8 protein-coding genes and 1 pseudogene are annotated in these 7,434 nt (G+C 34.4%); all 9 read right to left on the minus strand.

Features of this window, described 5'->3' with window-relative positions; genetic code table 11:
- A pseudogene (locus DL92_RS19565) lies at nt 1-734 on the minus strand (hypothetical protein); the annotation flags it as partial.
- A gap of 212 nt (nt 735-946) precedes the next feature.
- Nucleotides 947-1,489, minus strand: a complete 543-nt coding sequence (locus DL92_RS0114740; protein ID WP_026668150.1) for a hypothetical protein — start codon at nt 1,487-1,489, stop codon at nt 947-949.
- Nucleotides 1,490-1,528: 39 nt separating this feature from the next.
- Nucleotides 1,529-2,647 (minus strand): RHS repeat-associated core domain-containing protein, encoded by a 1,119-nt coding sequence (locus tag DL92_RS0114745; protein ID WP_197027268.1) that lies wholly within the window; start codon nt 2,645-2,647, stop codon nt 1,529-1,531.
- A gap of 247 nt (nt 2,648-2,894) precedes the next feature.
- Nucleotides 2,895-3,260: a hypothetical protein gene (locus tag DL92_RS0114750; protein ID WP_026668152.1), complete on the minus strand. Its 366-nt coding sequence runs from the start codon at nt 3,258-3,260 to the stop codon at nt 2,895-2,897.
- A gap of 158 nt (nt 3,261-3,418) precedes the next feature.
- Entirely contained in the window at nt 3,419-3,907 is a 489-nt protein-coding gene (locus DL92_RS0114755; protein WP_026668153.1) for a hypothetical protein, read from the minus strand.
- Nucleotides 3,908-3,960: 53 nt separating this feature from the next.
- Nucleotides 3,961-4,185 (minus strand): hypothetical protein, encoded by a 225-nt coding sequence (locus DL92_RS0114760; RefSeq protein ID WP_026668154.1) that lies wholly within the window; start codon nt 4,183-4,185, stop codon nt 3,961-3,963.
- A 404-nt stretch (nt 4,186-4,589) separates the two neighbouring features.
- Nucleotides 4,590-5,333 (minus strand): hypothetical protein, encoded by a 744-nt coding sequence (locus tag DL92_RS0114770; protein ID WP_026668156.1) that lies wholly within the window; start codon nt 5,331-5,333, stop codon nt 4,590-4,592.
- Between the two features lie 483 nt (nt 5,334-5,816).
- Nucleotides 5,817-6,260, minus strand: a complete 444-nt coding sequence (locus DL92_RS0114775) for a hypothetical protein (protein ID WP_026668157.1) — start codon at nt 6,258-6,260, stop codon at nt 5,817-5,819.
- Nucleotides 6,253-7,434: RHS repeat-associated core domain-containing protein (locus DL92_RS0114780; RefSeq protein WP_026668158.1), on the minus strand; the 1,182-nt coding region annotated here is incomplete at its 5' end. The genes DL92_RS0114780 and DL92_RS0114775, both read right to left, overlap by 8 nt.

The raw sequence follows: 7,434 nt of genomic DNA on the forward strand, positions 1-7,434 counted from the left end.
TCAGGTCTTGTTGATGTTACTCTGAATCCAAGTCCGTTGTAGAAGTTTTCAAGTTCTCCCTTGTCTTTGTCGATTACTTTTGAGAGCATGTTTGTAGCATCAAAAGTAAAGCTCTTTTGCAAGATGCCGTTTATGAATTCCTTTGTCTGATTACCACGGTTATCGTAATCGTAGGTCTTAAGGATTGCCTGAGAGCTGTTAAGCTCCTTAGTCTCTATGAGTCTGTCGAGAACATCGTATGTATACGCTGTCTTTATATTCTCGCTTGTATCTGCGAATATCTCAGACATAGCGGTTCTGTTGCCGAATGCGTCGTATTCGTAAGCAGCTTTTGTTATTCCATCGTGCGTTGTCTTTGTAAGACGTCCGATAGCATCATAGCTATATTCATATCTTCCCGATACTTTATCAAGACCGCGTCTGTTTCTATCTATGCCGTCAATAAGACCTGCTTTGTTATAAGAATAGAAGTATTTATCAAGTACTCCCTGCTTATCGGAACTTTCCATTGATGCGAGGTTTCCGCCCAGCATATATGTGTAACCTTGAGTTACTCCGTTTGCAAATGTCTTACTTGAAAGGCGTCCAAGATCATCGTAAGTATATCTTGTCTCTTCACCGTTTCCGATAATGCTTGAAAGCTGGAGCTTTTCATCATAGTTATAAGTAACTTCTCTTCCGTCAGGATATGTGAGCTTTGTTCTTTCACCTGTAGCGCCATACTCGTATGCCACAGTCCTGTTCTTAAAGTCTGTTACCTTTGTAAGGCGTCCTAAGATATCATTTTCTATGTAGGCATATCGATATCAGTAAGATGCAATGACATCATAAATGATTTTGTTTTTTAATTGTCCATCTAATGATAATAAATCGAAAGCCCCCGTAAATTCATACTAAATCATTGGTATAAATTCATAGGAGCTTAGGATTTAATCAAAAAACAAAATCACGCAGAATAATTACTTCCGAAATGATATCCAATGCCAAAAAATATTAAATACGTAATTGCACATAAACATATTATCAATGTGAATTTAATATTTTTGATGCAGTATTTAGCATATAAATGTCCCAACGCACTTACTCCTAAAACTACTCCTCCTCCAGCTTCCATATATAAGTTATTACCTATCCTGAAATATCCCAAAATACCGCCAATTATAAAAAGCAAAACCATTAGGATAACAATAATACTCCTGTACTTTTCAATGTTATACATTGACGTTTGATGATACATGATAAAAAGAAACAATACGCAAAACAAAATTGAATCTATTCCCAACAAAAGATTAAATTTAAATTCAGTTATATCCTTTTTACAATATATCAATCCCATAACTACTATTGGCAGCAACACTATTGCATCCGCTAAAATAAATTCTTTAACTTTATTGCTCTCTGCAGATATCAGCATTAGCAAATCTACTACAATAAAAAGACAAGCAAGTATAATATATGTTGTAAATACTTTTTGATTTAAACGAACCATACCATTTTCTCCAATTCTATTTCTCAATATTCTTATAACCTATAGCAATGCTGGTTTCCAATGTTTTATCGAATAATACATTGCATCTTTAGTTAAATCTCTTAAGCTTTTTCCTTTATAAATTTTCAAATCATCACTCAAGCCTGTAACAACAGTACTAACTGCTAAACCAACTCCTAATGCTACTATGCCAAAACCAGAGCCCACTATAGCCGTTGTAATTGCTGTCGTGGCAACTATCTGTAACGTAGAAACAGCCGCATCAACAGTTGCATCAGAAAGTATCCTGTCTATAGGTTGTTTATTTTGAATATTATCATATACACCAATTCCAACATCTAATGCTACTGCAACAACATTAATATATTTTCCAAAGTCATCAATTTTCTTCGCAATATTTGTTGCTTTTTCAGCATTAGATAAGTTTTTTGCTGCAGCTTCACGCATAGAACGTCTTACTGCATTATTACTTCTATAATGACTCAAAGCACGTCCAGGTCTAGCTATTTTAGCCGAATGAAGCATAGCACTTATCTGTTTACTACGCCTCGATAAAACTTTTGCCCCCGTCAAAAGCCCTATTTTAAGGATTTCAACACCATTTTGAGCATACTTGCTTATAGTTGAAACATCTTGAGAAGTTATACCTGCACTACTATCTTCACCTTCACATTTGTTAGCAGAATCATTTGTTGACATTGAATTCGATTTAGGCGCTGGGTAAAATCCAACATCAGACTTAGGTTCTGGATAAAATCCAACATCAGACTGACCACTTAATGTTTGAGTTGGATCAGGAATTGAAGGTTCTTTTCCATTTTCATCAATCAAATTTATTGGATTATTTAAACAATACATATATCTATGCTGCGTATCAACACTATTAATAAAACCTTTTATCTGATCTTCACCTAAAAATCTCCCATTATCTGCACTATAATATCTTGCCTGTGCAAACTTAAGCCCCGATACTTCATCTTCCTGATAGCCTGTAAATGCAAAAGGCTGGATGATGTTGCCATTTGTTGTATAAGCGTGATTTGATGCATTCTGATTTCTGTCGTTACGCACTTTTCCTGTAAACGGATCTATATTTCTACCGTAATCATCAAAAGCATATGCGCTTACGGCCGCTCCATCTGTTCCTGTCATGTACATAGGTGAGCCAAATTCATCCTGAAGGTAATAGAAGTTGTTGCCGCTCTTTGACATTGAGATTACATTGTTATCATAAACAAAGCTCTCTGTCTCGCCATTTACCGTTCTCTCAAGAAGGTTATAGTAATCCTTCGAAAAATTTCAAAAAACTCTATTCTTTCTTCCGGTCTTACAAATGCTAATAGCGGAATCCCCCGATAACTTCGCTATATGCCGTAAGTTATCAGGGAATTTTTATCTTATCTGATCATCCTTCGATCACAATGCCATTTCTCTTTAGTTCATCATACAAAGCACTCATATCCTCAAATATAGCAATTTGTATAGGAATTTCTCTGTCTCTGGTCACAACAACAAATTTACCATCCATAAAGAAGCACTGATTAATGTCGCTATACTTAATTGTCTTGAAATATAATCCGGCATGTATCACAAACCTGTCCTCTTTAACCACTATCGAACTCTTAATAATCAAATTAAGAAAAAATCCCATAGCTGCTACTAATAGAAGAAACATAGCAACATTTATTATAGCTTCAAAAACGTTATCTCCTGCAAGCGCTCTGAATACTCTTGGTGAACATGCCGCTGCGGAAGCAAATGTTGTAGCCATTATTCTATTAAAATTGCCATTTTTGCGGCCTTTAATTTTATTTTTTCCATTATGCCGTCAATCCTCTTTCAAAAAATTGTAATGTCACATTGCAAAGTATAAAATATCATTTTAAAATCAGACACCTACATATTTTCTATAGCTCCTTGCACTTTCACTCAAATATCATCAACACGTTGAAGTTTTTTTCTTTCAGTCAGATATCTACACCAAGTATTATAATTTTCCCAACCCTCATTCGGATGCTCAAGCAATTTTATTTTTTTTCCACGATAATATATTACTGTTTGCTGAAACCTTGAGCCTTTAACAACGCGATAAAACTGCTCGACCTTGTCAAGCTCATTCACATTAAATTTATATTTTACCTTGTTTAAAACCTTAATTGTTATATTGTCATCGTCAATAATGATACGTATCGATCCAAACGCTAATATATATATAATTATTGCAACAATAACAGGTGTAAATCCAAAAACAAATATAAGGATCATCTCAATAACATATGATGTATCGTGTATAATAATGCTTTCTTTGATATTTTTAATGCCTTCTTGGTATATTATTGCCGCTAAAAATAATACTACTCCAATAAGAACGTAACCAAGTTTTATAAATTTAGGTTTCAAAATTATATTTGTGCCCATACTATACATTACTCCCCTAATTTTTTTTCAACCTGAATAGACAAATACTTATGCTACACTATCATTGCTTTCAACGTTCCAATATACATATCGGGATCCCAAAAGAAAATACCATATAGCATAAGTGCTCTTAACACTTTTGCTAATATATTTGCTTCTTTTTTATCTTTTTCAGAGCTCGCCTTAGTTGCACAATTCTGTAAAAAAATAGTAAGTATAATGCACGATGCAACTATTACAATACCTATATCTACTACAAGAGTCCAAAAAATATCCATACCTTAACCTCGCATTTATTCTTATTATACGGTATACGGTTATTCATTATTCAAATCCTTGATTCCATACCAACCTAATTTTAGCAAAGAGTTGTATAAGCTGTTGCCATAATATTGAAAATAGCCCAAGAATTTCTATATTCTCGGGCTTTTATATCGACTCTTGTATAATTAGTATTCACAAAATATTTTCAAATATATATTTCCTAAATTATATAATCCAAATGGTCTAGCTCTGTTGCTTGTTACGTTTTTTAATCTGTAATATAACAAAAAATATTTTAAAGACAGCAAAAATGCAAAATAAGCTCCCAAATAAGATTTCGCCAAAATAAATCAAGCTTCCACCTATAGCAAAATAAATACATGTTTCTATCGCCATACAAAAAAATAATTTTTTTCTATCATTTTCCATTTTGTTTTCCTCTTGTCAATTTTCTAAACTCTTCAAGACCTTCTATTTGACGTGGCGTAAGCTTTTTCATTCGTACTTCTTCTTCGCCATTTTTAACTATATAATCTTCATTTTCTATAACTACATCAAACTTGTTATCGCCAATCACAAAAAGCTTTCGCTGAGATATAACCGTATTATACTCAAAACATACACCATCTTTTGTATATGCTACTTTTATTGCGCCTAATATAACAATGACAGCAAACATCATTAAATCCAACAAAAGAATATATTTCCAATAATACTTATTTATATTCCCATTTACATTAATCAAAAACAGGTACACAATCATGATCGCACTATCTACTAGTTGAATACCAATAGCAATCATTCTACCCCGCTCATATTTATAAAATATTTCAACTCCTACATTATCTCCAAAAATCATAATATAGAAAGATAACAATATTACCAAAAGCGCAAAAACTATTATTCCAAAACAATGTTCACTGATCATTATCGTTGGAATATCCAAAAGCCCTTGCCATGACTCTTTAAAAGTATCAGGTGTATAAACAAATAATCCAAATAGCACCAGTCCCCCTAACGCTTTCGATAATATATTTGCATTTCGACTTTCTTTTGCAGAGCAAACTTTTTTTGTACAGTTCTGCACAAAAGTAACCAATGCTATACAGGGTCCCCATAGAACAACACAAAAATTTATTATAATGCTCCAAAAAATTACCATAAACGCTCTCTCCTCAATACAAAAGTATTAATGAAATCAAAAACATTATTGGATGTCAAAATTTAAATGAATCCATTTCCCCCCTAATATTGAAGTAACCCAAGAGTCTCTATACTCTCGGGCTTTTTATCTCCAGTCTGACTATACTAAATATCTGTACAATATAATTTTGAATAATATCAGAGCATCCATTAAATCCAAATAATGCTCGTCCAAAGTCAACAACTAAACTTCCGTTATTGGAAAATATTTATTTAACGCTATACAATTTTTTTGCATCGTCAGCAGAAACTGTTTCTACAACACGGTTAAGTTCGTAATACTTATAGCTCGTCTTTACTCCGTCAGGATCTGCTATTGTAGCAACGTTTCCTCTGTCATCGTAAGTAAAGTTTGACCCTATTCCTCTATCGTCATAAACTGCTTTTATGTTTCCGTCACTGTATGCAAAAATTCTGGCATTTCCTCCGGGATGGACTTTATTTAGTGCTGCATCAATAAACTACAGTACATATATATCATAAATATGCATCCAAAAGAAAAAAAACAAATAAGATATATATTTCCCCCAATAGCTTTATTGTTCCGTTTAATCTTAATATTTATAGCAAACACTTCCTCGATTATGATTGCAACACAGCATAAGATTATTATTATAATACTATACTTGGCACCAGCAACTTTCCAATAATTCTTTAAATTATGTTTAAAAAAATAACCAACAATTGTTATTACTAGTAATATGTTATTGCATACACGCAACAAAGCCATTGATAAAAGATATTCTTTTTTTGTTGAAAAAGGATTTCCTAATCTCTTTAACCACCTAGGTGCGGGATAATCATATCCCCCACCACTATATTCCGTAATTCCGCTTGCTAAAAAAACAAACAGCCAAATCAACAAAACAAAAAAACAATTATTCACCGCATTCCTCCTTTGGGGAATCATTGTATAGATTTGATGCAACTGTAACAAGCGGTGAGCCAATAAGTGTGGTTCCTGCCGCAATCACTAATCCCCTTGCAAGCTGTGCACTAATATACTTCGCACCATCTACAAAATGATGCAATATATTTATCTTTTTAGCCTGCCCTAAAACATATTTTCCATTTGCTTTAAACAAATATAAATGTTCTCCCACGTCATAAGCATCCTTTGCAGCTCCATCTCCGCCAATAAATCCAGCAGCTCCACCAATTATTCCACTTACACAAGCATCATAAATTATTTTTTTAGTGCTTTCACCTTTCTGTATATCATTGACTATTGATACTACTGCAGCATTTACAGCATTCAGACACGAAGACGCAGCCCTTCCTATGCCTGAACCAGTTATCAATCCTGCAATAGCGCCACCCACCCCGGCGACTCCAATCTGGCCAACATTTATACTATGATCTTCGTTAGTAACTATCTCTGTTCCAGTTTCCATAACAGCACTCATTGTTCCACAAACTGCTGCTCCCTTAGTCATTGATGCTGCCATTGCAACACCAGTTGAACCGCCTACTGCAGTCTGTGTTATTGCTGCAACAGCCCCAACGCCTGCTCCAATTGCCGCGCCTACCGCTGCACCTTTAAGCCCAGTAACAGCCGCATGTCCATAATCAATCTCCATTATGTTTTTCCCAGAAACAGCTTGAGATATCACATCACCAGCAAAACCAATCGCACCACCTATTAAAGCTCCTCCAATAATTGTAGGCAAATTTCCATCATTATCAACAAGATTAATCGGATTCCCCCAACAATAGCCATAGTGATTCAGCGTAAACGGACTAATAATAAATCCTTTTACATTATCCTCAGACTGGAATCTGCCTGTTTCTGCCTTGTAGTATCTAGCCTGTGCAAACTTAAGCCCCGATACTTCATCTTCCTGATAGCCTGTAAAAGCAAATGGCTGAATTATATTGCCCTGCTTAGTGTATACATGCTTCGAGTTACTGTTTCTTATATTGCCTGTAAACGGATCTATATTTCTTCCAAAGTCATCGAATGCATATGATGATACAACTGCTCCGTCAGTACCTGTCATGTACATAGGTGATCCAAGTTCATCCTGGATATAATAGAAGTTATTTCCTGACTTTGACAT

The sequence above is a fragment of the Butyrivibrio sp. AE2005 genome, assembly GCF_000686965.1.
In the GTDB taxonomy this organism is placed as follows: domain Bacteria; phylum Bacillota; class Clostridia; order Lachnospirales; family Lachnospiraceae; genus Butyrivibrio; species Butyrivibrio hungatei_A.

Excerpts from the sequence above, each read along its gene's own strand:
- DL92_RS0114740 (WP_026668150.1), bottom strand. The coding sequence starts at position 1,489 with ATGGTTCGTTTAAATCAAAAAGTATTTACAACATATATTATACTTGCT.
- DL92_RS0114745 (WP_197027268.1), bottom strand. The coding sequence starts at position 2,647 with ATGTACATGACAGGAACAGATGGAGCGGCCGTAAGCGCATATGCTTTT.
- DL92_RS0114750 (WP_026668152.1), bottom strand. The coding sequence starts at position 3,260 with ATGGCTACAACATTTGCTTCCGCAGCGGCATGTTCACCAAGAGTATTC.
- DL92_RS0114755 (WP_026668153.1), bottom strand. The coding sequence starts at position 3,907 with ATGGGCACAAATATAATTTTGAAACCTAAATTTATAAAACTTGGTTAC.
- DL92_RS0114760 (WP_026668154.1), bottom strand. The coding sequence starts at position 4,185 with ATGGATATTTTTTGGACTCTTGTAGTAGATATAGGTATTGTAATAGTT.
- DL92_RS0114770 (WP_026668156.1), bottom strand. The coding sequence starts at position 5,333 with ATGGTAATTTTTTGGAGCATTATAATAAATTTTTGTGTTGTTCTATGG.